25 protein-coding genes are annotated in these 26524 nt (G+C 50.2%); 17 read left to right on the forward strand and 8 right to left on the reverse strand.

The features are described 5' to 3' along the window. Positions 1 to 5 precede the first annotated feature (5 nt). Positions 6 to 1058: an ABC transporter substrate-binding protein gene (locus LGV68_RS14200; protein ID WP_020329713.1), complete on the reverse strand. Its 1053-nt coding sequence runs from the start codon at positions 1056 to 1058 to the stop codon at positions 6 to 8. 210 nt (positions 1059 to 1268) lie between these two features. Between LGV68_RS14200 and LGV68_RS14205 the strand changes: the two genes are divergently transcribed. Continuing rightward, positions 1269 to 1988: a UTRA domain-containing protein gene (locus tag LGV68_RS14205; protein WP_024374614.1), complete on the forward strand. Its 720-nt coding sequence runs from the start codon at positions 1269 to 1271 to the stop codon at positions 1986 to 1988. A 20-nt stretch (positions 1989 to 2008) separates the two neighbouring features. On the opposite strand, the gene LGV68_RS14210 is transcribed toward LGV68_RS14205, so the two are convergent. Continuing rightward, positions 2009 to 2665 carry an HAD family phosphatase gene (locus LGV68_RS14210; protein WP_252535512.1) on the reverse strand — a complete coding sequence of 219 codons (657 nt, stop codon included), beginning with the start codon at positions 2663 to 2665 and terminating at the stop codon, positions 2009 to 2011. Between the two features lie 263 nt (positions 2666 to 2928). On the opposite strand from LGV68_RS14210, the gene LGV68_RS14215 reads away from it, so the two are divergent. After that, entirely contained in the window at positions 2929 to 4668 is a 1740-nt protein-coding gene (locus LGV68_RS14215) for a SulP family inorganic anion transporter (protein WP_020329716.1), read from the forward strand. A gap of 60 nt (positions 4669 to 4728) precedes the next feature. Here LGV68_RS14215 and LGV68_RS14220 read toward each other — a convergent pair whose 3' ends face one another. From LGV68_RS14220 to LGV68_RS14240, 5 genes are all read right to left on the reverse strand, one after another. Next, the gene (locus LGV68_RS14220) at positions 4729 to 5349 is read right to left on the reverse strand and encodes a glutathione S-transferase (RefSeq protein WP_158152526.1); all 621 of its coding nucleotides are present in this window, start codon (positions 5347 to 5349) and stop codon (positions 4729 to 4731) included. Positions 5350 to 5362: 13 nt separating this feature from the next. Continuing rightward, a complete protein-coding gene (locus tag LGV68_RS14225) occupies positions 5363 to 6397 on the reverse strand; it encodes an NADP-dependent oxidoreductase (protein WP_158129564.1) in 1035 nt (344 codons plus the stop codon). 84 nt (positions 6398 to 6481) lie between these two features. Next, a complete protein-coding gene (locus tag LGV68_RS14230) occupies positions 6482 to 7078 on the reverse strand; it encodes a TetR/AcrR family transcriptional regulator (protein WP_020329719.1) in 597 nt (198 codons plus the stop codon). 171 nt (positions 7079 to 7249) lie between these two features. Then, positions 7250 to 8920: an RluA family pseudouridine synthase gene (locus tag LGV68_RS14235; protein ID WP_252535514.1), complete on the reverse strand. Its 1671-nt coding sequence runs from the start codon at positions 8918 to 8920 to the stop codon at positions 7250 to 7252. Positions 8921 to 8998: 78 nt separating this feature from the next. Further along, positions 8999 to 9844 carry a DMT family transporter gene (locus tag LGV68_RS14240; RefSeq protein ID WP_158126028.1) on the reverse strand — a complete coding sequence of 282 codons (846 nt, stop codon included), beginning with the start codon at positions 9842 to 9844 and terminating at the stop codon, positions 8999 to 9001. A 133-nt stretch (positions 9845 to 9977) separates the two neighbouring features. On the opposite strand from LGV68_RS14240, the gene dmeF reads away from it, so the two are divergent. Continuing rightward, the gene (gene dmeF / locus LGV68_RS14245) at positions 9978 to 10925 is read left to right on the forward strand and encodes a CDF family Co(II)/Ni(II) efflux transporter DmeF (RefSeq protein ID WP_252535516.1); all 948 of its coding nucleotides are present in this window, start codon (positions 9978 to 9980) and stop codon (positions 10923 to 10925) included. 10 nt (positions 10926 to 10935) lie between these two features. Further along, positions 10936 to 11352, forward strand: a complete 417-nt coding sequence (locus LGV68_RS14250; RefSeq protein WP_024374622.1) for a MarR family transcriptional regulator — start codon at positions 10936 to 10938, stop codon at positions 11350 to 11352. Positions 11353 to 11359: 7 nt separating this feature from the next. Here LGV68_RS14250 and LGV68_RS14255 read toward each other — a convergent pair whose 3' ends face one another. Then, entirely contained in the window at positions 11360 to 11944 is a 585-nt protein-coding gene (locus LGV68_RS14255; protein ID WP_222734286.1) for a LysE family translocator, read from the reverse strand. 111 nt (positions 11945 to 12055) lie between these two features. On the opposite strand from LGV68_RS14255, the gene LGV68_RS14260 reads away from it, so the two are divergent. The 13 genes from LGV68_RS14260 (at position 12056) to tssH (ending at position 26523) form a co-directional block, all read left to right on the forward strand. Then, positions 12056 to 12499 carry an Lrp/AsnC family transcriptional regulator gene (locus LGV68_RS14260; protein WP_222734284.1) on the forward strand — a complete coding sequence of 148 codons (444 nt, stop codon included), beginning with the start codon at positions 12056 to 12058 and terminating at the stop codon, positions 12497 to 12499. Positions 12500 to 12922: 423 nt separating this feature from the next. Continuing rightward, complete coding sequence (locus tag LGV68_RS14265) at positions 12923 to 13207, forward strand: type VI secretion system PAAR protein (RefSeq protein ID WP_020329726.1); 285 nt, start codon at positions 12923 to 12925, stop codon at positions 13205 to 13207. Continuing rightward, a complete protein-coding gene (locus LGV68_RS14270) occupies positions 13152 to 14198 on the forward strand; it encodes a sel1 repeat family protein (protein ID WP_252535518.1) in 1047 nt (348 codons plus the stop codon). The genes LGV68_RS14265 and LGV68_RS14270 overlap by 56 nt, the downstream gene beginning before the upstream one ends. A 381-nt stretch (positions 14199 to 14579) precedes the next feature. Continuing rightward, positions 14580 to 15089, forward strand: a complete 510-nt coding sequence (tssB, locus tag LGV68_RS14275; RefSeq protein ID WP_252535520.1) for a type VI secretion system contractile sheath small subunit — start codon at positions 14580 to 14582, stop codon at positions 15087 to 15089. 46 nt (positions 15090 to 15135) lie between these two features. Beyond that, positions 15136 to 16611 (forward strand): type VI secretion system contractile sheath large subunit, encoded by a 1476-nt coding sequence (gene tssC / locus LGV68_RS14280; RefSeq protein WP_020329729.1) that lies wholly within the window; start codon positions 15136 to 15138, stop codon positions 16609 to 16611. Between the two features lie 2 nt (positions 16612 to 16613). Then, complete coding sequence (gene tssE, locus LGV68_RS14285; protein WP_004727193.1) at positions 16614 to 17051, forward strand: type VI secretion system baseplate subunit TssE; 438 nt, start codon at positions 16614 to 16616, stop codon at positions 17049 to 17051. A 5-nt stretch (positions 17052 to 17056) separates the two neighbouring features. Further along, complete coding sequence (gene tssF, locus LGV68_RS14290) at positions 17057 to 18826, forward strand: type VI secretion system baseplate subunit TssF (RefSeq protein WP_252535522.1); 1770 nt, start codon at positions 17057 to 17059, stop codon at positions 18824 to 18826. Next, positions 18790 to 19806 carry a type VI secretion system baseplate subunit TssG gene (gene tssG, locus LGV68_RS14295; RefSeq protein WP_020329731.1) on the forward strand — a complete coding sequence of 339 codons (1017 nt, stop codon included), beginning with the start codon at positions 18790 to 18792 and terminating at the stop codon, positions 19804 to 19806. Before tssF ends, tssG begins: the two co-directional genes overlap by 37 nt. Positions 19807 to 19809: 3 nt before the next feature. Beyond that, complete coding sequence (tagH, locus tag LGV68_RS14300) at positions 19810 to 21288, forward strand: type VI secretion system-associated FHA domain protein TagH (protein ID WP_252535524.1); 1479 nt, start codon at positions 19810 to 19812, stop codon at positions 21286 to 21288. Between the two features lie 2 nt (positions 21289 to 21290). Then, on the forward strand, positions 21291 to 21767 hold the full coding sequence (gene tssJ, locus LGV68_RS14305; protein WP_020329733.1) for a type VI secretion system lipoprotein TssJ: 477 nt from the start codon (positions 21291 to 21293) through the stop codon (positions 21765 to 21767). Positions 21768 to 21773: 6 nt separating this feature from the next. Beyond that, a complete protein-coding gene (tssK, locus tag LGV68_RS14310; RefSeq protein WP_020329734.1) occupies positions 21774 to 23108 on the forward strand; it encodes a type VI secretion system baseplate subunit TssK in 1335 nt (444 codons plus the stop codon). A 2-nt stretch (positions 23109 to 23110) separates the two neighbouring features. After that, positions 23111 to 23884, forward strand: coding sequence for a type VI protein secretion system protein VasF (gene vasF / locus LGV68_RS14315; RefSeq protein ID WP_020329735.1), 774 nt, complete (start codon positions 23111 to 23113; stop codon positions 23882 to 23884). Between the two features lie 26 nt (positions 23885 to 23910). Continuing rightward, on the forward strand, positions 23911 to 26523 hold the full coding sequence (gene tssH, locus LGV68_RS14320) for a type VI secretion system ATPase TssH (RefSeq protein WP_238776916.1): 2613 nt from the start codon (positions 23911 to 23913) through the stop codon (positions 26521 to 26523). The last annotated feature ends 1 nt before the right edge of the window (position 26524 follow it).

The following is a 26524-nucleotide window of genomic DNA, read 5'->3' on the forward strand; positions in this document are numbered from 1 at the left end:
ACCTCTTACTGCTGGTGGATTAGGACGTTTTCTTGCCACTGACGCGGCAGTTTGCGGGCGGATTTTTCCCAGGCATTGAAGTCAGTGACCGGGTGGACATTCTGGTACTGATCGTTCGACAGCAGTTTCGCTTTGATCGATTCCGGCAGTTCAATGTTACTGCGAATCGGACGTGCGTAACCTTGTGCCAGGTTGATTTGGCCTTGGTCGCTGAAGATGTACTCACGCGCCAGCTTGGCCGCATTCGGGTTCTTCGCGTATTTATTGATGATGGTGGTGTAGCCCGAAATCACCGAACCGTCTTGCGGAATGGTGACCGTAAAGCGGCTGCGATCAATCTGGTCGCGGTAGTTCAGCGCGTTAAAGTCCCACATAATCGCGACTTCCACTTCGCCTTTTTCCAGATTAGCCAGGCTTGGGTCGGTGAACGACAGACGGCCTTTTTTCGCCAGTTTCGAGAAGAAATCCAGCGCAGGTTTCAGGTTGCTTTCATCACCGCCGTTGGCAAATGCGGCCGCGAGTACGGCGTTATTGGCCTGAGCCGCGACACCGACATCACCAACGGTCACTTTGTATTGGCCGTTGAGCAGATCAGCCCAAGACGTTGGTGCTTGCTTGACCAGATTGTTGTTGGTGATAAACGCAATCGTGCCGGTGTAAGCAAGTGCCCAGTGGCCATCTTTATCTTTGGCCCAGTTTGGAATGTCGCTCCACGTGGTCGGTTTATAAGGCTGAGTGACGCCCTTTTTGACCGCAACGCGGGCAAACGCAAAGCCGACATCACCGATATCGGCGGTCGCGTTTTTCTTTTCCGCTTCGAACTTGGCAATTTCCTGCGCTGAACTCATGTCGGTGTCCTGATGGTTCAGGCCGTAATGGGTGTTCAGGTCGTTCCAGGTGTCTTTCCAGTTTGCCCAACTTCCCGGCATACCGACGCTGTAAACAGCGCCTTCTTTTTTGGCGGCATCGATCAGCGATTGAATGTCGCCGTCTTTGGCTAAAGCGGGCATCGCGAGCGTGGTCGCAATCAGAGTTGCACTGGTCAGTAACGTTTTCATTGTCTCCATCCTTCTGGACTAGGTCAGTAAGTTTGTTTTTTATCCTAGGCAGCGAATGTGACGTTTTGGCTCAAGAAATATGACGCTTTTTCGTTAGTTTTATGGCAGTTATGTTTCAGTTATCTTTAATTAACAGAGGGTTAGCTGTAATAAATTTGTTATGTGCGTTGATTAGTCTGAAAAAGAGAGACCTTATTGGACTAGATCAGGATGAAGCTACAGGCGACGACCCAACTGGGAAAAATAAAATCCACCCTGCGCGAGCAGATTTGCGGCGGCATCATGAACGACAGGCAGAAGCTGCCATCCGAGCGTGAATTGAGTGAGCTGTTCGAAACCACGCGCATTACCATCAAGGACGCGTTGGTATCGCTCGAAACAGAAGGACTGATTTATCGCGAAGAGCGCCGCGGCTGGTTTGTGTCGCCGGAACGGGTGCGTTACAACCCGCTGTCGCGTTCGCATTTCCATCAGATGGTGCGCGAGCAGGATCGCATTGCGGAAACCAAAGTGCTGAATGTACGAAGCGTAATGGCCTCGCGTGATTACGCCAAAGCGATGCAGATCGAACGCATTACGCCGATTCATATTATTGAACGCCTGCGCTATATCGACGGGCGCGCGGTGTTGTTTGTCGAAAACTGCCTGATTGCGAACCTGTTTCCCAATATTCTGCATGAAAATCTGCAAGGTTCACTGACGGGTCTGTACGCGGAAAAATATGGTTACCGCACCCAGCGTTCGCGCTTTGAAGTGATTCCGACCGCAGCGCCATCGCATGTGGCGAAGGCGCTCAATCTCGCCACGGGGCAACCGGTGCTGAAAATCTGCCGGGTGAACTACAAACAGGACGGGGCGATCATGGACTGTGAATTTGAATACTGGCGACCCGATTCCGTGGTGATCACCATCGACAGTTGTGGCGACTGAGCGCCGCCAATCAATCGGGGTTAACGGTTCGCTTTAAGTTCATCCAATACGTGGCTGAGTGATGGGCGGATGCTGTGACCCAGAGCCACCACATCGTCACTTGGCGTGACCAAATCCGGAATCTGATAGGTGTTCATCTTGGCAGCCATCGCTGATTTGACGCCATTATTGGAATCTTCAAACGCCAGGCAGTGCTCTGGTTCGACGTTCAGGCGATTGGCCGCCAGCAGAAAAATTTCCGGATGCGGTTTGCCCTGACTGACTTCACAGCCTGTGGCGAATGAATCGAAGTAATGATCAATGCCAGCCAGACGCAATTTGACGCTGGCGACGTCGCGCTGGCTTGATGTTGCAACCGCCGTAGGGATCTGATGCGCCTTCAGCCATTGCAGCAACTCAATCACACCCTGTTTGACCGGGATTGGTTGATGTTTTACCACCGCGTTGTAGCGCGTGCGCCATTCATTGTGCAGCACCGGATAATCGAGGTCTGGCCCGTAGCCTACGCGCAAAGAGGCTTCAATGCCTGCGGCATTACGGCCAATCACCGATAAATACAGGTCACGCAAAAACGGAACGCCAACGGCGTGACAGGCTTGTTCAAAAATCTCTAAACAGACGCGCTCGGTATCGAGCAGCAGTCCATCCATATCAAAAATAGCAGCTTGGAAATTCATAAGTTCAACGGTATTGGGTGGCGAATATGCTGATCATTGTCACATAAAGGGCGCGCTAGCGACCAATGTTTTCTGCCCGAATGAGAAGGCAGAGGTTCCGTGATTTCGGCGATTCACTGAGCAAAAATCAATCCTTTGTAAAATCAGCAAATTAGCAGCGAGAGTTTGCGGATCTTGAGTTATGCTTAAGTGAATCGTTGTGCACAGGCAAAACTTGAGTCAGAGGTGAGGTTACGTTGAAATCGGCTTGGATCCGGCAATGGATGCCGGGATTGTATCAGTTTAAACACTATGAACGCGCTTGGCTGGTTGACGACATGCGAGCGGCATTTTCCGTGGTTGCGGTGGCGCTGCCCGTGGCGATCGCGTATGCGCAGTTGACCGGGGTATCAGCGATCGTCGGGCTGTATTCGTGTGTGGCTCCGATGTTGATATATGCATTGTTCGGAACTTCACGCCAATTGATCGTCGGCCCTGATGCAGCCACTTGTGCCGTGGTTGCGGCGGTGGTGACACCGCTGGCGGGAGGCGACCCGACCAAACACTGGCAATTAGTTATGACCATGACTGCGATGATGGGCATGTGGTGCATTCTCGCCAGTAAGTTTCGTCTTGGCATTCTGGCTGATTTTCTCTCTCGTCCGATTCTGATGGGGCTGCTCAATGGTGTCGCGCTGACCATCATCGTTGGCCAGTTGAGTAAAGTATTTGGCGTGAAATATGAGCAGCGTTATCTGCTGGAACGACTGGCAGAAGCGCCGCAGCGTCTGTTTGACGTGCATTGGCAAACTGTGGTGGTCAGTTTGCTGACGGTCGTGGTGTATTTTGTTGCCAAGCGTTTTCGCCCCTCTTGGCCAGCGGCGATGCTGGCGATCATTGCGGCTGGCGTGTTGGTGTGGGCTACCCAGTTGGATGGTCAGGGGGTCAGTGTTGTCGGCTTGATCCAAGGCGGATTGCCAGCATTCCAGACGCCAATGTTTGACATCGGTATCAGCCGTGAATTGGTGGTGCCTGCACTCAACCTGGCGATGGTGAGCTTTGTCAGCATGATGCTCACCGCGCGCAGCTTTGCGGCCAAAAATGGTTACGATATCGACGCTGACAAAGAGTTCCGCGCACTGGGTTTTGCCAACTTAGCCTCCGCCTTTTCTCAGGGTTTTGCGATCAGTGGCGCCGACTCGCGCACTGCGGTAAACGATGCGAATGGTGGTAAATCGCAACTGGTGTCGGTGATTGCCGCAGTCGTGATTGGCGTGGTGGCGATTTTCCTCTACCGCCCATTGCAGTACATTCCTACTGCAGCTTTGGGGGTAGTGCTGATCATCGCCTCGACGTCATTGTTGGATCTGAAAGGACTGTGGGGCCTGAAAAAGCGCGATAAAGATGCGTTTTATCTGGCGGGGGTGACGTTTATTGCCGTGCTGATCGTCGGAGTGATTCCTGGTATCACACTGGCCGTGTTGCTGGGTTTGTTCCAGTTTCTGCGTGTGGTGATGAGACCGAGCGATCAGCGTCTGGGCTTGGATGAGGACGGCACCATTCGCACGATTGACGGTTCAGGTAAAGCGTCACCCATTCCTGGGCTGATGTTGTATCGTTTTAACTCGCCGCTGACTTACTTCAACGCGCCGTATTTCAAACGCCGTCTGTTGGAGCAGGTCGAAACCAGTGATTCGGAAGTGAACTGTGTGATCATCGATGCGGTAGCGAGCTTTACTCACCTTGATTTGAGTGTGATGGCGATGTTGGGGGATGTGCAGAATATTCTGAAGAAACGCGGTGTCCGCCTGATCCTTGCCGGGCGTAAACGTAGCATGCGTCAGTGGTGTGAGCTGAGTGGCGTGCCTGTCGGCGATGGTGGTTTGGTATTGCGTGCCGATATGTATCTGGCGATCAAACTCAGCGGTTGTTACCAACAAGCGGTGGAAGAGGGGCAGGTGCCTCCGGTGCAGAAAGAGCCAGAGGTCGATGCACCACCGAAACCCGTGCCCGAAGTGGCCTAATACGAGAAATAGAAAGCCTGCCAATTGGCAGGCTTTGTTTTATCTGCAAAGTCTATCGCATCAGGCGCTGAGTTCGGCTTCGATTCGGTTCGCTTTCTGATAAGCAGGTAGTGCGGACAGACCGGACAGATACGCCTTGATGTTCGGGAAATGATCCAGCATGCCACTGGTTTGCACACCCTCGGCGATGAACGACATCATGATGTCTGCGCCACTGAGTTTGTCGGCGACCAAGTAGTTTTTGCCTTCGAGCTGTGCGTTGACATAACCCAGTACTTTGGCGGCTTCACTGTTGGCGTAACCTTCCAAAAACTGCGTTTTGGCCCCGTCTTTGGCCAAGAACAATTTTAGCAGCAGCGGCAGGATGCCCGAGCTTTCAGCAAAATGTAACCATTGCAGATAGTCGATGTAGTCGGCGCTATCACGCGCTGGAGCGAGACGTTGTGGCGCAAAGCGTTCAATCAGGTATTCGGTGATGGCGCCTGATTCGGCAATTACGCGTCCGTCGATTTCAATCACCGGTGATTTCCCCAGAGGGTGCACCGCTTTCAACTCCGGTGGCGCCAGAAAGGTCAACGAATCTCGTTGGTAAGGAACGATTTGATACTCGACTTCCAGTTCTTCCAGCAACCAGATGATGCGTTTGGAACGTGAGCGATTGAGATGGTGCAATGTGATCATCATGCTCTCCTGTTTACAGCGGCTTGTTCACTGCAATAACCAGTTTGCCGAAGTTTTTCCCTTCCAGCAGACCAATCAGTTGCGAAGGTGCATTCTCCAGCCCTTGCTCAATTTGTTCGCGGTACTGCACTTTGCCTTCGGCAACCCATTGGCTCATGTCTTTGGCGAATTCGCCATAGCGATGACCGTAATCGTCAAAAATAATAAAGCCTTGCATACGAATGCGTTTCGTCAGGATGAGGCCTGCCAGCAGAGACAAACGATCCGGACCGTCTGGCAGTGATGTGGCGTTGTATTGAGAAATCAGGCCACACACTGGAATGCGGGCACCGGTGTTAAGCAGCGGCATCACTGCATCAAACACTTTGCCACCGACGTTTTCGTAGTAAACGTCAATGCCTTGAGGACAGGCTTTGGCGAGTTGCTCGGCAAAATCGTCCGCTTTGTGATCGATACAGGCATCAAAACCCAGTACTTCGACGGCGTGACGGCATTTTTCTTCACCGCCAGCAATACCCACCACCCGGCACTGCTTGATTTTACCAATTTGACCCACAGTCGCTCCCACCGGGCCCGTTGCAGAAGCAACCACAATGGTTTCCCCAGCTTTTGGCGCGCCAATATCCAACAGACCCATGTAGGCAGTAAAGCCAGGCATACCCAGCACGCCCAGTGCGTAGGAAGGATGGCTAGGGTTCATCCCCAGTTTCAGCAGACCTTGACCATTTGAAACGGAGTAGCTCTGCCAGCCAGTCGTATACGACAGCACCCATTCGCCGACCGCGAACTCCGGGTTGTGTGATTCTTCAACCTGACACACGGTGCCACCGACCATGACGTCATCAATGGCGACAGGCGCTGCGTAAGATTCGGCGGCGCTCATGCGACCGCGCATATAGGGATCGAGCGACAGGTAAATAGTACGCAGCAGCACTTCGCCTGCTTGCGGTGTCGGTTTCTCAACGGTTTCCAGACGGAAGTTTTGTTCAGTGGGTGCACCTGTTGGGCGAGATGCCAGAACAATGCGTCGATTCATTGAATCAGTCATGTGATATCCTTCTTGATTAGACCAGTCGTCTAGTGTTCGTTGCAAAAAATCCGCTATCGAGATAGCGGCATTGATTGTTGTGTATCAGTTGAGCTTATTGCCTTTCAGCAGCTGCTCTGTAGCCAGTAACGCCTGTTGCAGGCTAATGTCATCTTGGCGAATTTTGTTCAGCAAGCTTGCCCCAATCCACAGATTGTAGAGCAACTCTGATGTTTGCTGGCTGTTTTGTACGTGCAGTTCACCACTTTGGATCCCTTGCTCAATACAATCGGCTACCCGGGCAGTGATTTTATTGGTGCCTTTGAGCAGTGCCAGGCGCATAGGTTCTGACAAGTCGGAGACTTCACCAGCGAGTTTGACCACCAGACATTTTCCGGCAGAACAACTGCAACTGTTTTGCTCTGTCCAGTAATGCCAGTAACGCATCAATTTTTGATAGTGGGAGCCGTCACTGCCGTTGAACAGAGCATCGAGTTTGTCGAGATAATGGGCAAAGTAGGCTTCAATCAGTGCCTCGCCAAATTGCTCTTTGGACTTGAAATAATGATAAAACGAGCCTTTGGGCACATCGGCGCTTTTCAGCAGTTCCGATAAGCCGACACTGGTAAAGCCTCGGTTCACCACTAATTGGTAACCGACTTCCAGAATATGTTGACGTGTATCTTGAGTTTTTGCGTTCATGGGATGAAATATAGTGATAATTAGACCAGTCGTCTAGTCTTTGTTGTAGCGAAATGATGGCTGCGAGTGTAACACCCTGAAACCCGGGGGAAAAAGATCGGTTTGTATTGTGGTTGGAATGTCCCGGTAGCCACAGTGGTTGTCGGGACTCGGTGTTTGAATGGCGCGCAATTAAAACGCCGGATCGACCTGAAAAGTCATGCGCTGCTTGGTGTAAGGGTGATCAAAGCTGAGACTTTCCGCATGCAGGTGCAGGCGATCGGCTTTCTCACCATAGAGATCATCACCCAGAATCGGCGTATTGAAACCTTGCTCATGGGCGCAGTGCACTCGCAACTGATGGGTGCGCCCTGTCTTAGGATGCAGATAAACTCGCGTACGCCCTTGCTCGGTACGGATCGTCTGCCAGTCAGTTTCGGCGGCTTTGCCGTGCTCAAAACAGACCATCTGACGTGGACGATCGTCTAAGTCTGGACGCAGCGGCAGGGTAATACTGCCTTCGCCGTGGGGGATTTCACCACTCAGCAGCGCCACATAGCGCTTCTCTACACCGCGAGTAATAAACTGCTTTTGTAGGCTTTTATTTGCGCGACGAGTGAGAGCGAAGACCAATAACCCCGAAGTCGACATATCCAGACGATGTAACACAAACGGACCTTCCGCATCGGGAAACTGCTGTTCCAATCGCGTCAAGGCAGAGTCTTTAACGTTCACACCGGGCACGGAGAGAAACTCGGCTGGTTTGTTGATCACCACAATCGCTTCATCCTGATACACAATCTCGATCTCTTTACCTTCTGCCGGGTTTTCCAGCAACGGATTGTCGTCGAGTACCATACCACTCAGCATATGGCCAAGGATCGGATGACACTTATTTTGGCAGGCCGGATAGAATTTCTTGTGCTGGCGAATTTCTGATTTCGGAGAACGCCCCCACCAGAATTCCGCCATCGCGATCGGTGTCAGTTGATGCGTAAACGCGTATTGCAGCAGTTTAGGTGCTGCGCATTCCCCTGAGCCTGCGGGTGGGATTGGATTGGCCGCGAGTGAGAAAATGTCATTCAGCGACTGCACATCACCGCGTTTGTTTAAGAAACGATATTGGGCAAACAGCTTTTTCTGCAGCGCCGCAGAGAGCTGTTTACGCTGCTCCTGCAACGCATGAAGTTCGGCGTTTTGTGTCGCTAACTCATCCTGTAAGGCGCGAATACGTTGCTCCCACTGCTGCTTTAACTGTTTGAGCTGATTTTTCTCGGCCACACTCTCTTTCGCCAAGCGTTCCAGCAGTGCATGCTGATCATCTGCGTTGGCTTCGGCGCGTAACTGCTTACGCTCAGCGCGAGTCTCGATCATGTGCAGGCGCAGCGCTTCAATCTCCGACTCTGCTTGCTGTTGGTGCGCAGAAATCGCGCTGCGCAGCGTGTCTGCCTGGGTGTTTTGCTTCAACTCTCGCACTTGTTGATTGATGGCGGCAATCTGGTTGGCTTCGGTGCGAAAGAAAGCGTCGTCGGCAAAGCGATCAAATACCGGCGGCACAAAGCCCGGTAGATGGTTTTGCTCGGCCAGTTGGCCGGAAAAAGCAGAGAGATAACCCAGCTGCCCAGCGCTGTTTTTGACGACCAGTACGCCGAACATCTTGCCGCTAGCGCCCGCTTCATCGTCTTCAAGACCGAACGGATGTGACCACTCTTGCTGGGTGCGGATATGCTGCTGCAGTTCATCGGCAGCAATCACACACAGAGCATGCGGCTCGTAACAAAACGGAAAGGTAAAACGTTCCGGCAAAGCAATAGCGGAAACGTCGGCCTTAAAAGGTGTAAAGCAGCGGTCAGAGTGTGGCATAACAAAACAATCGCGTGGAATAGACGGCCTGAATTGTACTGAGCTGCCTTAGAAAAGCCAGCCCGGAATCAACATCGATTATTTCGGCTCTCGGGCAACAAACACCAGCAATATGCCACCCAGAATCATCAGGCTCACCAGTATCAGACGCAGAGTGAGGGTTTCATTGAGCAGCAGGCTGCCGCCAGCCAACGCGATAGCAGGAACCGACAGTTGTGCCACCGACGCTTGCAGAATGGTTAAGCGGCTGATGACCTGATACCAGAGAATGTAACCCGCGGCGGACGCCAGACTGCCCGACAACAGCGCAAGAATTACGCCGCGTGCAGAGATGGAATCCTGATGAATCATCCAGGGAAAGACGAGTATGCACAGCAGACTTGCCGCCCAGAATCCCTGGGCGATCGCGTTGGTCGGATTGCCGCTGTTGCGCCCAAGCAGGGTAAACGCAGCCCAAGCGAGTCCCGATACGACCATCAACAGTGCAGATATCCAATCGGGTTGTTCAGCACTTGGCAGCATCAAATAGATAAAGCCGGCGATGGAAATCGCCAGCCCCAGCCATTCTAATGCTCGGATCTTGTTGCCTTGCCAACAGTGCGCAGCGAGCAGTGACAGTTGCACGGTACCGAAAAGCAGTAATGCACCAGTGCCAGCCGATAATGTCAGATAAGCGATGGAGAAACAGAGCGCATAGGTAAACAGAGCCCCCCCGGCTTTGAAGGCGAACGGCAGCGAATAGCGACGATGTTCGCGGCGCACGACGATGGCATGCAAGACCACTAACGTGATTCCACCCGAGATCAATCTCAGTGCCGTGAACGATCCGGCGTCAATGGCGTGTTCTTGCAACGCCAGCCGACAAAGAATGGAATTGGCCGCAAAGGCGATCATAGTGATGGCGGTAAGCAGGGCTGGATGCACATGTAATCCTTTATGTGTTTGTTTTATAACCTCACCTACATTTAAGGCGAAAAAGCATAATGGAACAAATGTGTTTTACTTTGATATTCAAACTAATTATTATTTAGAAAATTTGATAATCAAAGTATTTATTATGCAATCACCAAGTTGTCCTCAGTCTCATACCTTTTCTTATGCGAACGAAAAAGGTGAAAAGCGCACGCTGTATGTATTGTTGTTAACGCTGATCACCATGGCGGTCGAGATCAGTGCGGGCTCTATTTACGGATCTATGGCGTTGCTGGCTGATGGCTGGCACATGGGCACTCATGCCGCGGCATTCTGTATCACGCTGTTCACGTTTCGTTACGCACGTAAACATCAGGACTCACGTCAGTATACGTTTGGGACTGGCAAGGTTGGCGTGTTGGGGGGCTACACCAGCGCAATTGGCCTGGGATTAGTGGCGCTATTTATGTTTGGCGAATCTCTGCATCGTCTGTTCAATCCGCTGTCAATCCAGTTTAATGAAGCGATTTTAGTGGCTGTGATTGGTTTGATTGTGAATGTTGTCAGTATGTTTTTATTGCACGACCATCACGACCATCACGACCATCACGACCATCACGACCATCACGACCATCACGACCATCATCATGAACACGGCCATGCTCATGAGCACCATCATGATCACAATCTCACAGCAGCGTATATGCATGTTCTGGCTGACGCACTGACGTCGTTGCTGGCCATTGCAGCATTGATTGTGGGCAAATATCTGGGTTGGGTATGGTTGGATCCAATCATGGGTATTGTGGGGGCGTTGGTGATCACCAAGTGGGCGATTGGTTTGATGAAACAGACGGCGCCAATATTGCTGGATGCACATATTGGCCGTGATTATGAGCAAAAAATTCTGACCAGGCTGGCGCAGAGTGGTGCCGATGTGATGGACATCCATATGTGGAAAGTGAGTTCCAGTCATTACGCAGCGACGATTCGACTTAAAGCTGAAGCTGAGAAAGATGCTGAGTACTTTAGACAGCAACTGACCGAGTTTGATAAACTGCACCACCTCACACTAGAGGTGAATACCAAGTAAAGGCAAACACATGCAACATCTGACTGAACTCAACAATCTGATCACCGAGTTTTACGACAAAATGTCCTCTTGGGAACTGTCAGTGGTCAAAGAAACCGGTTATTCACTGGCGCAGATCCACACGTTGGAGGTGTTGGGCAGTCATGGTGCGATGCGGATGAAAGAGCTGGCCAATCGCTTGAGTATCACGACGGGCACGCTGACCGTTCAGGTTGAAAAACTGGTGCAGGCGGGGTTGATTGAACGTCAGTCGCTGGAAGGCGACCGACGTTCTATTGTGGTTGATTTAACTGATCAAGGGCAAAGTGTTTACCGCGAGCACAATGCGCTGCATATCGCGCTTACGCAGGATTTGACCCGCCACTTTACCGAACAGCAGCATCAGGCTCTGGTGCAAATGCTGACTCAAATGAACAAAGAGTTCTGATCGTACCTCACAACATCGGCACGGTGGACAGCAGGAGCAAGCCGCCCATCGAACCGTTAAACCAACGCACATACTTCGGATGTGTCATCCAATGGCTGAGCTGTTTTCCTGCAGCCGTCCACACGCTGACGGACGGAATGTTCACTGCCGCGAACACCAACGCAATCAACAGTAATTGAGCCCAACTTGCACTTTGGTTATAAACACTGACTGCCGTTAACGCCATTGACCAACCTTTGGGATTGACCCACTGAAACATGGCTGCTGAAAGAAACGACATCGGCTTATATTGATGGTTTTTATTTGCTGGCGTGCTGCGAGCAATTTTCATCGCCAGATAGACCAGATAAACCAGACATGCCACGTGCAGGATCTGCTGCAGCACTGGGTAGGCTTGAAACAATCCCGTCAGGCCAACGCCCACTAACAGCACCATGACACTAAACCCAAACGTAACGCCCAACATATGGGGAATCGTACGCCAGAAGCCTACATTGGCACCGGACGTCATGAGCATGATGTTATTCGGGCCTGGGGTAAAGGTTGATACAAAAGCGAAAGCCACCAGCGGGCCCCATTGAGTGTAATCCATACAAAGTTACTCATTCATCATCAAAACATATGAAAAATAGTAATGGTAGCTGAGCGCAATTTTGTGCTTATATTTGTGTGTTATTGAAGTTTTTAGCAATGGATGGTGGCAATGGATAAGTTTGACGAAAGAATATTGCGTGAATTGCAGCAAGACGGCCGAGTCTCCAATGTAGAGTTGGCGGAACGGGTGGGTTTGTCGCCCTCAGCCACGCTGCGTCGAGTTCAGGAGCTGGAACGTAAGAAGGTCATCAAAGGCTATCGTGCGGTGTTGGATAAACCTCAACTGAATGTTGGGTTTATCGCCTACGTCTCAATTGGTTTGAACAGCCATACTAAAAAGTCGCAACTGAGTTTTGAAGATCATGTGCGCTTTGCAGATGAAGTCGTGGAATGCCATAACATTACCGGAATGAATGAATATCTGCTTCGGGTTGAAACAAAGGACCTCTCGGCTTATAAACGTTTTCATGCTGATGTATTAGGAGAATGTCTACAAGTGCAATCGATTACAACCATGGTGGTTATGGATTCACCCAAAGATGAACGGCAATAATATTAGGAAAATACATTTTAGAAATATCAAACAATAATATTCAACTAGATGAATTAAATTAAAAATGAAAAGTAATTATTTACTCAATATATAGAGTTATATTTTCTCTCAAAAATAAGACATTATTAATATATTTATTATCTACTAAAAGTGATATTCAGTCACAAAATTGATCAATTAAATGACAAATGTGTATATTGTGATGATTTATTAGAGTTTTTACTTTATTAAATTTCATTTCTCTGACATTGATAAACCATCGAGCAAATTTTTGTATTGGTTTGGGTAGTGTATTGCTTGTTATGGGCAATAACTTGCCTGATTATGTTCTGGTTTAACCAGTTGCTGGATAAACAATGGGTATACATTTTGCTTTTATTAGAGCCACACATATTTTAATGATGGTTCAGAGAAGAGTTTGTTATGGGAAATGGCATAGTAGTCGGGCATATCGGGTCAGCACATGATGGATTCCCTCCGACTCCGGTCACTGCGGGTTCGGGTTCGGTCAAAATTGATGGTATTCCGGCCGCTCGTCAGGGGGACCCGCTTGCACCGCATGATAAACCGAAAAATCCAGCTCACCCGCGCAGTATTGCGGCAGGCTCTGCAACCGTGATGATTGATGGCAAGCCCGCAGCAAGAGCTGGCGATGCAGTGGATTGTGGTGGCGTGTTACAAGGTGGTAGCAGTGTCAACATTGGTTAAGTCTTGTCTGGTTTCTCTTGTTCTCTCCTTTGGCGTGACGAGCTTTGCTACGCATGGTGAAGATTACGATGCCAAGTTGTTGAACGCGCAGCAGGCGTTCGAAAGTGGTCGCTTATTGCGCGCCCAGTTTAAAAATGTTGAGTCTCGCCAGTATCTGAAACACGCAGCGGACAATGGCAATGCTGATGCGGCTTACCTTTATGCTATGGAACTTTCCAACTATCGGACGACGATTCGTACCCCGCCGCAAGCCCGTGAATATTTGCTTCAGGCTGCACAAGGCGGTAACCGCCACGCGATGCAACATTTGTATCAGAATGGTCAATGGCTGAGTAAAAAGGAACGCGAGCAGTGGCAGCATCAATACCACGACACGCTGATTCGCTTGGGGCAACTTAACCCGGCGCAAGCTTTGTTTGAATTGGCGCAGTACTTCCATTCAAGCAATCAAGAACTTTCAGAATATTACCTTGTTAAAGCAATGGCTTTTCATCATCCGCGAGCATTAATGGAGCAGGCCAGACGAATAGAAAGTGGTTCTGGCTCATATATGATGCCTGGTTCTCGTGACACCAAAGTGCGTGAAACGTATCTGGCTGCGGCTAAAACAGGTTATGTTCCGGCAATACGCGCCTATATCAACTTGTTGGAAGATAAAGGTCGCTACGAAGAAGCATTCGAATGGCGCCAGAAGGCCTTGCAGGCCGGAGATCTCACATCGCTAGCCGCACTGGGTTTCATTTACTGCGGACAAGGAGAAGCTTATCCGTTTGTGGAAACCGACGTGGTGCGAGCAAAAGCTTACTTCGATCTGTATCTGGAAACGGCGGGGACGGACCGCTTAGAAAATCTCCATTCTGCAGTGGCTGAAAAGTATCAACAATTGGCACCAAGTATTACCTCTGAGCAAGAGACTGCGGCAGATACATTAGAATTAAACCTGAAAAAAAATGTCGACTTTTATAACCATGATCTGTTCTGGGATATTTAGTTTATTTCAATATTAGCGATAGATAATAAGTGTGATAAAAGTAATCGTTTTTGGGGTGAAGATCATATTCTTGTGATTTTTGTGCAACAAAACATTATTAAATGAATAGAATGTGCTCGCTTTCGAATATCAGGAATAGGGAGATTGGCTTGTCTCTTTATTCATAGTTTTATAAATAAAAGTTTACATGTAAGTTTAACTTGTATTATTCAATGGTTATATTTGTCTGACGAGAAGTCGGGTGAATTAATCAATTTCAAGAAGTTATATTTACTAAAAATCAAATAAGATAATTAAGATATTTCTAATGTGTATTATCAATCAGATATTTACACAACTATTTCATTGACAACGACTGGCATAGGTATTTGGAGACGTTATATGTCTAAAGAAGGAAGTGTAGCTCCTAAAGAGCGCATTAATATTAAGTATATTCCTGCGACTGGGGATGCACAGGCTGAAGTGGAATTGCCATTAAAAACCTTAGTGGTTGGTGATTTCAAAGGCCATTCAGAAGAGACGCCAGTAGAAGAGCGCTCAACCGTTTCTGTGGATAAGAATAACTTTGAAGCCGTAATGCGTGAAAGCAATCTCAAACTGACGACAACAGTGAAGAACAAACTGGGTGAAGATGAAAACGCCAATCTACCGGTGGAACTAAGCTTCAAATCCCTTGCGGATTTCTCCCCGGATTCTGTGGCTTCGCAAGTTCCTGAATTGAAAAAATTGATTGAGTTACGTGAGGCGCTGGTGGCACTGAAAGGTCCGCTGGGCAACATTCCTGCGTTCCGTGAGCGCTTGCAAGATCTGCTGAACTCGGAAGAGTCGCGCGAGAAACTGCTGGCAGAACTCAGTCTTGTTAGTGAGTCAGAAGAGCAAACTCAAGCCTAAGTTGACTTGATACTTTTGTCATTAATTCTTAATCAGGAACAAAAAGATGTCTACTACTGAAACGGTACTGGAAAGACCGCAGCTGGCTGAAGGAAGCCTGCTGGACGAAATTATGGCGCAAACCCGCATCGCTCCAAGCGAAGAAGGGTACGATGTTGCGAAAAAAGGTGTTGCAGCATTTATTGAAAATCTGATTGGTGGCAACCAGTTAGATGAAGCAGTGAATAAATCTCTGGTCGATCAGATGTTGGTTGAACTGGACAAAAAAATCAGCGCGCAGATGGATGAAATTCTCCACGACGAGAAATACCAGCAAATGGAATCGGCTTGGCGTGGCTTGAAACTGTTCGTTGATCGTACCGATTTCCGCGAAAACAACAAAGTTGATTTGCTGCACGTCACCAAAGAAGAGCTGCTGGAAGACTTTGAATTTGCACCAGAAACAACTCAATCTGGCTTATACAAACACGTTTACTCCTCAGGGTATGGTCAGTTTGGTGGTGAACCAACCGGCGCTATCATTGGCAACTTCGCTTTCACGCCATCAACACCGGACATGAAACTGCTGCAATACATGGGCGCATTAGGCGCAATGGCGCACGCACCTTTTATCTCTAGTGTTGGCCCGCAATTCTTTGGCATCGATTCTTTTGAAGAGCTGCCAAACATCAAAGACATCAAGTCTACGTTTGAAAGCCCGAAATACACCAAATGGCGTGCACTGCGTGAGTCAGAAGATGCACGTTACATTGGCCTGACGGCGCCTCGTTTCCTGCTGCGTGTTCCTTATGACCCAACAGAGAACCCAATCAAATCATTCAACTATTCAGAGAACGTGAGCCAATCGCACGAGCATTACCTATGGGGTAATACGGCGTTTGCATTCGCAACTCGTTTGACAGATAGCTTCGCGAAATACCGTTGGTGTCCAAACATTATCGGCCCACAAAGTGGCGGTGCGGTTGAAGATCTGCCAGTACACGTATTTGAATCGATGGGCGCGCTGCAAAGCAAGATCCCAACGGAAGTGCTGATCACTGACCGTAAAGAGTTTGAACTGGCAGAAGAAGGTTTCATTGCTCTGACCATGCGTAAGGGCAGCGACAACGCCGCATTCTTCTCGGCAAACTCCATTCAGAAAGCCAAGATCTTCCCGAACACCAAAGAAGGCAAAGAAGCAGAAACCAACTACAAGTTGGGTACGCAACTGCCTTACATGATGATCATCAACCGCTTGGCGCATTACGTGAAAGTGCTGCAGCGTGAACAGATTGGTGCTTGGAAAGAGCGTCAGGATCTGGAACGTGAGCTGAACGCTTGGATCAAGCAATTCGTTGCCGATCAGGAAAACCCGCCAGCAGATGTACGCAGCCGTCGTCCACTTCGCGCCGCGAAAATCGAGGTGATGGACGTGGAAGGCAATCCAGGTTGGTACCAAGTTTCTCTGGCTGTTCGTCCGCACTTTAAGTACATGGGTGCGAACTTCGAACTGTCGCTGGTAGGCCGTCTGGATCAAGCATAACCATGACTTACATTGCACCTGAAGAGAGTGCATTTGGTGTTGGCTTCTTTGAACGTTTGGAAGCCAATGCTAAGCCCATGTCTCTGACCCAAGGGCCAGATGCATGGGATGTACTCGAATCCGTTAAGCGTAATGTGTCCAATATCCTCAATACAAGAATCGGTGGTGCTCAAAGCGCCCCGCATCTCGGGTTAGTGGATTTTAACGACGCTACTTTGGAAACCATGGACTTGTCGCTGCGCATCAAACTGGCGATTCAGCATTGTCTGGAACGTTATGAGCCGCGCTTAAAACAGGTACTGGTGCGTGCCGACTCGGACCATTTCAATCCTTTAACGCTGCGTTTCCACATTGTGGCCAGCATTAACTGCGATGCATTACACAAGAAAGTTCAGTTCAGTCTGTTACTGGATCAAAACAGAAAGTATCGAGTGTTTTAATCACCATGACTCAAGACAAGTATTTCAGGGAAGAGCTCGCTTTTCTTAAAGAGCAGGGGAGAGAATTTACCGAAATTCACCCTCAGCTGTCGCGCTTTCTGCATGGCAGAACAACCGACCCGGACGTTGAACGTCTGTTGGAAGGTTTTGCGTTCCTGACTGCGCGTCTGCGTGAAAAAGTCGAAGATGAATTCCCTGAACTGACACACTCGATCATCAACATGCTGTGGCCGAACTATTTGCGGCCCGTGCCGAGCATGAGTGTGGTGGCCTTTACACCGGACAAAAGCGTCAGTGAAAAGCAGACCATTACACGCGGCACACAACTGGATAGCAAACCCGTGTTTGGCACTAAATGCCATTTTCGAACCTGCCGAGATGTTGCTCTCTATCCGCTTCATTGTCTGGACGCCAACGCGGAACACACGCGCGAAGCAACCACCATTAAATTAGCGATGAAGATGAACGGCGACATTTCGATTGGTGATGCTGAACTGGGTGATTTGCGTTTTTACTTAGGTGGGGACAAGTACAGTTCACAAATGCTGTATCTGTGGCTCAATCACTATCTGGATAAAGTCACCGTTGAAGTGAATGGTGCGGTGTTCACTCTGCCGCGTAATACGTTTGCAACAGTGGGCTTTAAGAGCGACGAATCGTTGTTGCCTTATCCAACTAATGTTTACGAAGGCTACCGCATTTTGCAGGAATACCTGTCATTTCCGGAAGCGTTCCACTTTTTTGATCTCAAGGGATTGGGGCAAGCACTGCCAAAATCGGTGCACGGCGAATTCACGCTGCACATTCATTTATCCAAAACGTTGCCTGCCGACGTTCGCGTGCGTAAGGACAATTTTCAGCTCTATTGCACCCCAGTGATCAACCTATTCGAACATGATGCCGACCCAATCGATCTCAATGGTCGCAAATCGGAATACCGTATTGTGCCGTCAAGCCGCTATCCGGCGCACTATGAAGTGTTCAGCGTTGATAGCGTGGTGGGTTGGCAGGACAACAGCCAAGCGGGTCAACGGGTGCGTGGCGAGAAGCGTGTGTACTCCTCATTTGAAAGCTTTCAGCACGAAGTAGAACGTGTTCGTCATCGTCAGGCGTTGTATTACCGCACACGCATTAAAGAAAGCATTCGCGGTGACGGCTTTGACTCATTTGTGTCCTTTATTCGTGGTGATGAAACCTTGTCGGTAGATGTTGATGAAGCGGTGTCAATCAAACTGACCTGCACCAACCGTCTGTTACCGTTGGAACTGGGCATTGGTGACATTTGTGAGCCGACCGATACCTCGCCGCCGTATGCGACGTTTCGCAACATCACCGTGCCGTCGCAGTCACTGCGTCCGGTTCTTGATGGCAGCCTGCTGTGGACACTGATTTCCAACTTGTCACTCAACTATTTGTCGCTGCTGTCCAAAGATGCGCTCAGCTGTGTGTTGCGTGCTTACGATTTTCGCGCGCTGGTCGATCGTCAGGCAGAGCGTGTGGCGCGTCTGCGCATGGACGGCATCAGCAAAATCGAATCACAACCGGTGGACAAAATGCTGCGAGGCTTACCCGTGCGCGGCCTGCAATCGACCCTCTACATTGATCAGGCTGGTTTTGGTTCAGAAGGCGATTTGTATCTGTTTGGCACGGTACTGAGCCATTTTTTTGCGCTCTACGCCAGCATCAATTCGTTTCATGAGCTGGTCGTCATCAACGTTAGTAACCAAGAGGAATACACATGGGGAACACAGACCGGAATGCAGCCGTTGATATGACGGCTGACAGCCAGCTGGTGCCCCAATCGCACTTGCCTGGTGATGTACGTGCTTACAACTTCTATCAGTTGGTCGAATTGTTACAAAAACTGCAGCAATTCAACCCAGAGTCGGAAGAGTGGGAGCGTCAGTGTCAGTTGGTATTCAGTGCAAACCCAAGCCTTGGTTTTTCGCCATCAGACGTGAATTCCCTGCACGAGCGCGCAGATGAACGCCTGGTGATGCTGACCAACTTTTTTGGCTTGTCTGGCGCGCAGTCACCCTTGCCAGGATTCATCATCGAGCAACTGGTGAATGAAGAACCGGGTGGTTTTAAGCAGCCATTTCTCGATTTTTTTAACAATCGGCTGATCAACCTCGTGTATCGCATCTGGCGAAAGTATCGCTATTACGTGCGCTTTCAGCCGGATGCTAAAGACGCCTTTTCCGCTCAGTTGTTTGCATTGGTCGGGCTGGGTGATACCGACTTGCGCGGTGAGACACCCATCAACTGGTGCAAGATGCTGGCTTACGCTGGCACTTTGGCCGGACGTAGCCGCTCACCGCAGGTGGTGGCCGGCATCATCGCCCACTGTTTCGATTTGCAGGATGTGCAAATTCGCCAGTGGGTGCGCCGTAAGGTGCATATCGACAAATCCCAGCAATTGTCGCTGGGGCAGCAGAACGCTCAACTGGGCGTTGACAGCATGGTGGGTGAATCAGTGATGGACTGCAACGGTAAGTTTGTCATCTGTATCGGTAAGTTGTCGCGCGAGCGTTTCGCCGATTTTCTTCCTTCCGGTAAGGAACACCAACCGCTGTGTAAATTGGTGGAATTTATTTTGCGTGAGCAGATGGCCTACGACGTAGAGCTGACCATGGATGAAGATGAAGCGCCAAAACTGAGCCTGGCCGCTGACAGTGGTGTGGCTCTTGGATGGACTTCGTTTCTGGGTGACAACGCGCAAGACCAACACGTGCTGATTCAAGTGAGGCAATAACAGATGAACGCAATGACTCAGACGTCACTGATCCTTCAGGTGGCTAACGTACAACTGCTCGAATCGGGCCTGACCGCTCAGTCACACTGGACTGCAGAAGGCGGCAACATCGGATCTGAATCATGGGCAACCTGGCGACTGAAAGATGCTCAAGGCCGCGTGAAACCGCAGCATTGCGCGATTGTCTCGATTGATGGTGCGTTTTGTGTTCGCGATTTGTGTGGTGACACCTATGTGAATGGATCACACATGCCGCTGGGTAAAGATCAGTTGGCGAAGCTGGAACACAAAGACGAAATCACCGTCGGGCCTTACCAGTTACGCGTGTCATTTGGTCATGCGGACGATCATGAGCGTAATTCTGGTCCGCTGGATGCGATGTTTAAAGCCGATCAGGTCGATCTGCTGGCGGATGAACCTTTCGATGATGAAGAACTGTTGGACGACGATCAACCTGCTGTTAATGCCGATCCACTACTGGCACTTGATGCGCTGCTTGAGGCCAAAGACGACGCTGATGCACTGCTGCGTGATGTTGAGCTGAAAGAAGACAGTGACAAGCCACAATCCTTGGTGCCGGAAGATAACTTGGTTCTTCATGATTTGAAATTTACTCCGCAGGCAGACAGCGAATACGAAATGACGTCATCAATCCGATTGAAAAAAATTCTGGGCTTTGGCCAGCGCAAAGATGATGCCGCGCAACGCGACATTGAGCCTGAGCATCAGCCGCTACAACAAACAACAGCACCATCACTACAAATCAATACTCACAACGTATCAGAGGGCTTAATAATGGATGAAAAAGTATTGGATCTTCTTGAAGAAGAAGTCGCCAAAAGTCTGCAACCAGCTAAGGCAGAAAGTGCCACAAGTTCTGCTGGCGGTAAACATTTGCTGACTGGCCCAATGCTGCAGGGACTGGGAATCGATCTTAGTCAGGACACTGACATGGAACGCATGCACTTTTTGTCTCAGGAACTGGGTGAGTCGCTGCAGGCGTGTGTCAAAGGCTTGCTGGAACTGCATCAACAAGTCAGTGAGGGTCGCTTTGGTACCATGAACCGTAACCTGCAACCTATCGAAGATAACCCACTGCGTCTGGGGCTGTCTTACGAGCAAACTATCCGCACCATGTACGATGCCGACAAGAGCTTGGTTCACCTCTCTGCACCAGCAGCGATTTCAGAAAGCCTGAAGAACGTACGCGACCACAACGAAGCGATGCAACATGCGACATCGGAAGCGCTGAATCAGATTCTTAACGCGTTCTCTCCGCAAGTGTTGTTGCGCCGTTTCCATCACTACAAACGCAATACAGACAGCAGCACAACCTCGGATGAAGCGTGGGCGTGGAACATGTACTGCAACTACTACCAAGAGCTGACTTCCAACCGTCAACGCGGTTTTGAAAAGCTGTTCTGGGAAATTTTCGAACAGACTTACGACAAGAAAATTCGTGAGAAGCAACTGGAGCTCTAATCGTGAACAAACTGCTGTTTATGCTGCTTTCGTTGCTGGTATTGACCGCCTGCAGTTCGACGGAACCGTACGAGCCAGCGAAACAGCCGACGAAAGTCACGTTCAGTCTGCTCGCTGATGACGGGGTCAACCCTAGTATCTGGGGTGAAGCGTCTCCGGTCGAGATTCAGGTGTTTGAACTCAAAGATGACTCGATGTTCATGTCCGCCGATTACGACCAACTGAAAGCGGATTACAAAAAGGCGCTTCGCAGCAACTTCGTCAAAAATTACGACTACGTGCTGATGCCGGACCAGTTCAAGTTTGTGAATGCGTTTGAAGTGGATGAAGAAACAAACTACATCGGCGTGATGGCGCACTTTTCTGATCCGGAAATCAGTGAATGGAAAAAGGCCGTCAAAGTGCTGAACAAAGGCAGGGAATACCACCTGCTGATGTTTTTCAAAGATTACGATGTGAAATTGGATAGGGTGGAATAACAAAAGATGTTTGCGCGTAACCGTGTCATTTGGAATGAGGGGCTGTTTATCAAGCCGCAACATTTCCAGCAGCAGCAACGTTATGTGGAGTACCACATCGACGAGCGCATGACCGCTGTCAGCCGTTATCTGTACGGTGTGTCTGAGCTGTCACTCAATCCTGAATATTTGTCTTTTGGTCGCATTGCCATTGAACGCGCGGTCGGCATCATGCCTGATGGTACGGCGTTTCGCATTCCTCAGGAAGACGCGATGCCAGATGCCTTAGAAATCGAAGACGCGTCGCTCGCTAATCAACTGGTGTATCTGGCGGTTCCGCTGCGCAGTGAATCGCTGATGGAAGTGAACTGGCCGGAAGAAAGGGGAACCGGGCGCTATGTCAGTCGCCGCTTGGAAGTGCGTGATGTGCACACAGTACAAGGCGATACCACGACCATTGATGTCTCGCCAGTGCGCATGCAACTGATGCTGGAAAAAGAAGATCGCAGCTCGTTTGCCTCCATCGCCATTGCACGCATTCTGGAAAAACGTCCGGACGGCAGCGTGGTGATGGATCCGGATTTCATCCCTTGTCACCTCAACGTGGTGGGCAATGCTGCGCTGCACCGTTTCATCAACGAAATGTCCGGTCTGATGCGCGAGCGCGCCAAGAACATTGCGCAGCGTATCAGCTCGCCGTCTCAGGGCGGCGTTGCCGATGTGTCGGATTTTATGCTGCTGCAAGCACTGAACCGCCTACAGCCACAGATGCAACATTTGGCAGAGTTGCGTAGCCTGCATCCCGAACGTTTGTTTGAGTGCCTGGCGTCAGTGTGTGGTGAACTGGCGACGTTTACGGACGAAAGCCGTCTGCCGCCAGCACTGCCAAGTTACAACCACGACATGCCCAGCCAATCTTTTGGCCCCTTAATTCGCAATCTGCGTCAGAGTTTGAGCGTGGTGCTGGAGCCTCGCGCCGTTTCGATTCAACTGGACAAGCGCAAGTACGGCCTGATGGTCGCGCCAGTGCACGATCCGCAGTTGATGGACAGCGCCGAATTTATCATTGCGGTGAAAGCGCGGATGCCGCTCGACGATCTGCGTCGCCTGTTTACACAGCAAACCAAAGTGTCGTCGGTGGAGAAAATTCGCGAACTCATTTCCCTGCAACTGCCGGGCATTCCGTTGATTTCATTGCCTGTGGCTCCTCGTCAGTTGCCATATCACGCAGGTTATACCTATTACCAGCTGGATAAAACCAGCCCAGCTTGGGCGATGCTGAATCATTCGAGCGGCTTTGCGTTCCACGTCGCTGCGGCATTTGATGATCTTGACCTGCAATTCTGGGCGATTAGGAGTTAATCATGGCGTTAAGTAAAAAAGAGACCCAATACAGCAGCTTGCTCTTCGATGACGTGCAGCAGATCAACCATGATCAGGACTTCTGGTTCCAACTGCGTGGCGATAATCCCAATGTACTGATCGATGCAGCGACGCCGTTGTTTGGCTTGTCACTGCGCGTCCGTTCTTTGGCGGCCTGTGACAACATTGAGCAAATTTACAACCAGACCATTGAAGAGATCAAAGCTATCGAGATTGAGCTGGCTGAACAAGGTTTTGAACACGCGATTCTGATGGCGTATCGCTACATCCTGTGCGCGTTTCTGGATGAAGCGGTGATGGGCACCGAATGGGGCGCATCCAGTGTTTGGGCGGAGCATTCTATGCTGTCGCGTTTTCACAATGAAACGTGGGGCGGCGAAAAAGTCTTCACTATTCTGAGCCGTTTGGAAGGCGAACCGAAGCGTTATCAGGCGCTGTTGGAATTCATTTATCAATGTTTGGTGTTGGGCTTTGAAGGCAAATACCGCGTGATGGACGGTGGCCAGTTGGAACGTGAAAAGGTCATTGCCCGCTTACACGGCGTTCTGGCGAGCCTTGAAGAGGAAGAGCCACAGGATCTCACGCGTGCCACCGACCATGTTGTGCGCGCCAAATATAAACTGAGCCGTCAGTTGCCAATCTGGTCGATTTTTGCCGGTTTTGCCCTGCTGTGGGTAGGACTCTTTCTCGGCTATACCTATTTGCTGCACAGCAAATCAAGCGACGTATTAAATCAACTCAATCAAATACTTTAAAAAAATTATAAGGCTAGGTAATCGCTGTGATTCGTATTGAACTACCCACTCTGATTTCAAAATTAAACGCCCAAAGCAAGCTGGCCCTTGAGCAGGCTGCTTCGCTGTGTATCGAACGTCAGCATCCGGAAGTGACGTTTGAGCATTATTTGGATGTGCTGACGGACAACCCGCTGTCGGATGTGCGCTTGATTCTCAAACAAGCCAATCTGGATCTGGATACCGTGAAACAGGCTTTGGCCGCCAGCTATGCGCGCGAGCAGGTGCTCGATACTTATCCGGCATTTTCACCGCTGCTGGTCGAACTGCTGCAAGAAGCATGGCTGCTTTCTACCACCGAACTGAACCAAAGCGAATTGCGCTCGGGTGCAATTTTCCTCGCGGCAATCACACGCGCTGATCGCTATCTGCCTTTCAAACTGATCAGTCTGTTTGAAAGCATCAACCGTGAAAATCTGAAAAAACATTTTGATGTGATTGTGGCTGATTCGGCAGAAACTGAAGTGAGCAAACCAGCAGCAACGCAGGGTGCCGCCAACCGTCTGGAAGGGAACAATTCGCCGCTGACCAAGTACTGCACCAACGTGACTGAACAGGCGCGTAATCAAGAACTGGATCCGGTACTGTGTCGTGAGAACGAACTCAACCTGATGATTGACATTCTCTGCCGCCGCCGCAAAAACAACCCGATTGTGGTCGGGGATGCGGGTGTCGGTAAAAGTGCCATGATTGAAGGCTTGGCGCTGCGTGTGGTCGCAGGCACCGTGCCGACACAGCTCCAAAACGTTGAGCTGCTCTCGCTGGATCTCGGTTTGCTGCAAGCGGGTGCTTCGGTGAAAGGGGAGTTTGAGAAACGCTTGAAAGGCGTGATCGATGCGATTAAGAGCTCGCCAAAGCCTGTCATTCTGTTTATCGATGAAGCGCACACCTTGATCGGCTCCGGAAATCAGGAAGGCGGCAGTGACGCGGCAAACTTGCTGAAACCCGCTTTGGCGCGCGGCGAACTGAGCACCGTCGCGGCGACAACGTGGAAAGAGTACAAAAAATATTTTGAAAAAGATCCGGCATTGACGCGCCGTTTCCAACTGGTGAAGTTAGAAGAACCGACGATTCACCAAGCGGTCGACATTCTGCGCGGCCTCAACAGTGTGTATGAAAAAGCGCATAACGTGTTGATCACCGATGATGCGTTAAAAGCGGCGGCGGAATTGTCTGCTCGTTATATCTCAGGTCGTCAGCTGCCGGATAAAGCGATTGATGTGCTGGACACCGCTTGTGCCCGTATCGCCATCAACATGACCACGCCACCCAAACGTCTGGCGCTGCTCGAAACTGCGTGTCACCAACGTCAGTTGGAAATTGACATGCTGGAGCGCGCGCAATACCTCGGTCGGGAAGTCGATCATGCTCGTCTGGATGAGCTGCGCACTCAGGAACTGGCGGACGAAGCGGAAAAAGCCTCGCTGACCGCAAGCTGGCAGCAACAAAAAGCACTGATTGAATCGATCATCGCTTTGCGAGCGGAACTGATGGCCATGTCGACGGCAGATGATTTGGATGAGGACGCACGCTCTGCGCTGCAGGCGGATCTCGTAGCGCAATATCAGGCACTGGAGGCAATAGCGCACCATGAGCGTTTGATGCACCCACAAGTCGATGCAGAGCAAATCGCCGAAGTCATTGCCGACTGGACGGGCGTTCCGGTTGATCAAATGAACACCGATGAGCTGTATAAAATTACCCACCTGACGGACATTCTCGGCGCGGCAATCAAAGGTCAGGACACTGCGATTGAGCGTGTCCATCGCCATCTGCTGACGGCACGTGCGGATCTGCGTCGTCCGGGACGTCCGAAAGGCGCTTTCTTGCTGGTGGGACCCAGTGGCGTAGGGAAAACCGAAACGGTGGTACAGCTTGCCGAGCAGCTCTACGGTGGTAAGCAATTCCTCACCACCATCAACATGTCAGAATATCAAGAGAAGCATACAGTTTCGCGTCTGATCGGGTCACCTCCAGGCTATGTGGGCTACGGGGAAGGAGGCATCCTGACCGAAGCGATTCGCAAAATGCCATATTCCGTTGTGCTGCTGGATGAAGTGGAAAAAGCTCACCCTGAAGTGCTGAACATTTTTTACCAAGCGTTTGATAAAGGTGAACTGGCCGATGGCGAAGGGCGCTTAATCGACTGCCAGAACATTGTGTTCTTCCTGACGTCCAACCTTGGTTATCAAACCATCGTTGATTTTGCTGATGATCCCAAAGCTCTGGATGAAGCGCTGTATCCAGAACTGGCGGCATTCTTTAAGCCAGCTCTGTTGGCGCGTATGGAAGTCATTCCATATATGCCACTCAACAAAGAGATTCTTGAGCTGATCGTCAAAGGCAAACTGGCGCGTCTGGAGAAACTGTTCCGTGATCGCTACAACGCTGAGGTGGTGATTGAAGATCGCCTGATTGAAGAGATCTTAAATCGCGCCACGCGCAGCGAAAACGGTGCACGCATGCTTGAAGCCATCATTGAAGGTCAATTGTTGCCGCCCGTATCGCTGGCGCTGTTAAATAAACTGGCGGAGAAGCAACCGGTACATCGTATTCATCTTGATGCGCAGGACGGTGAATTCAAAGGAGAGGTAGAGTAAT

Origin of the sequence: Vibrio sp. LQ2, assembly GCF_023920125.1 — a bacterium.
Classification (GTDB): Bacteria; Pseudomonadota; Gammaproteobacteria; order Enterobacterales; family Vibrionaceae; genus Vibrio; species Vibrio fluvialis.